Origin of the sequence: Bartonella sp. MU70NMGDW, from assembly GCF_042194085.1 — a bacterium.
Lineage (GTDB): Bacteria > Pseudomonadota > Alphaproteobacteria > Rhizobiales > Rhizobiaceae > Bartonella > Bartonella grahamii.
Genome location: NZ_JBHIMK010000260.1, coordinates 1 through 1631, shown reverse-complemented (window position 1 = coordinate 1631; position 1631 = coordinate 1). Strand labels below are relative to the sequence as shown.

Genomic DNA, 1631 nt, shown 5'->3' with positions numbered 1-1631 from the left:
GTGATAGTAGGTGGGCGGTGTGGCATGTTTATTCCCCTTCATTTTAGATGTAATTCACTCGTGGCGTGAATCACGCTTGTGTTTAAAAAGTTGTTTGTGTGGTTAGAAACGGCTTATAGAGATACTATAAGACTAGTCGTTCGTATTTCTATTCCATAATTGTTGTTTTTAATGCATGCTTTGTCTTTTAAGCTCTTGAGACAGCACACCAATTCCTTTTGCTGTGATTTTTGCGCAAGGAATGACTTTTTCTATTCCACTTGCGGTTTGAAGTGTGATGGTTGGACAATCCATAAGTTTCTTTTGGATTTTGTCTTGATACGGTAGCAAATTTCCACCTGCTGCTCGTCTGTAAACCCAACCTTTTTCTTGTAAAAATTGAATGAATTGTTTTGGTTGCATCTCGAGTATTTTAGCGGTTTCTGTAAGACCAAAGAGTCCATTATGACGCTGTAAGCTTTCAAGAGCCATGGCTTTTGGTGTTAAATCTTCAATGATGGTGTCTTTTTGATCTATTTGACCTTGTAGGTAATTCAAAAAGCCAATCATAGCCTTTGGACTTGAATAGTCGATTTGTGGTGTTACTGCTTGCTTTTCCAACTCTTGCCAACGGTCTATAATCCTAGCGCGTAATGTCATGCTGTAACCAGAAACTAAAATGAGGCATTCACGTTTAGGAAGGTTGTAACAGTTTTGGGGCTTGCCCTGTTTATCTAAATAGGTGGATCCAAATTTGGATTGACCCCCTTCAGGATATAATTCTCCTAACATTTGTCGAATATCACGCATAATATGCGCATGTTGCTTACCGCATAACTCTGCAATTTCACGACTAGACATGGTTGGAACAGTTGTGTTTTGAAAATTGTTTTCAGATATTGTAATAAAGTTTCGCATCATCACCCCCTTAATTAAGAAAAACATAAGTTTTGGTATAATATTCTGCCTAAGTTTCTATGGCGTTCTGCTTTAGCGATTTTCCTTGCTGCGTGAATTTTGAAGTAATGATTATCGGTTTTATCTGTTTCTATTTCAGATTTTGGACAAATCTTCTGTCTGTTCCATTCTTGTTTTGTAAAAACAAAATCCACGCCTTCTTTTAGATCAAACTTTTCAACACAATCGTTAAACCAAGTGGAAAAATCTTGTTTCAAATGTAAGTGCCTATGCATCACATGGGCTTTGACCATTTTGGCATAACCAATTTTGTTGTCTACCTCGTTTTCAGGTATGAGATATCCTTCACTATCATTATCATGTGTGTTCATAAGTTTACTCTAATCAATTATTGATGGGAAAAGGGGAGGCGCTTTTAAAAGCGCCCTTTAGAATTTTTAAAGCACATCACAAGGACACAAACGGTGTTGTTGTTCATAAGTACCGTAAATCTCATCATTATATTTTTCGTCTGCGATCTCGTCTAAAAGTCTATTGTAAACATCACTTTCTTGTATAAAGTAATGAACCTCACTATCTTCATCGAGACGTTCGATATTTTCTTTTACATATGCTTCTGCGATCTCTTCAGAAATGTCTTCACAGTTCTTTTCAGAAGGATTGATGCGAAAGATTTGGATTGCATCATCTGCCTCGTCAATAATTTTTAGAACTTGGCTTTCATCCAGTGGTCC

At 37.0% G+C, this 1631-nt stretch carries 3 protein-coding genes; all 3 read right to left on the bottom strand.

What is annotated here, in order from left to right; translation table 11 throughout:
- Positions 1–168: 168 nt before the first annotated feature.
- On the bottom strand, positions 169–897 hold the full coding sequence (locus ACFIKE_RS10275; RefSeq protein WP_375649764.1) for a Rha family transcriptional regulator: 729 nt from the start codon (positions 895–897) through the stop codon (positions 169–171).
- Positions 898–911: 14 nt separating this feature from the next.
- Positions 912–1268 carry an antA/AntB antirepressor family protein gene (locus tag ACFIKE_RS10270; protein ID WP_375649761.1) on the bottom strand — a complete coding sequence of 119 codons (357 nt, stop codon included), beginning with the start codon at positions 1266–1268 and terminating at the stop codon, positions 912–914.
- 66 nt (positions 1269–1334) lie between these two features.
- Positions 1335–1631, bottom strand: a 297-nt coding sequence (locus tag ACFIKE_RS10265) for a hypothetical protein (protein WP_375649759.1), incomplete at its 5' end; no start/stop codon positions are given.

Coding starts and splice junctions, on each gene's coding strand:
- ACFIKE_RS10275 (WP_375649764.1), bottom strand. CDS start 897: ATGCGAAACTTTATTACAATATCTGAAAACAATTTTCAAAACACAACT.
- ACFIKE_RS10270 (WP_375649761.1), bottom strand. CDS start 1,268: ATGAACACACATGATAATGATAGTGAAGGATATCTCATACCTGAAAAC.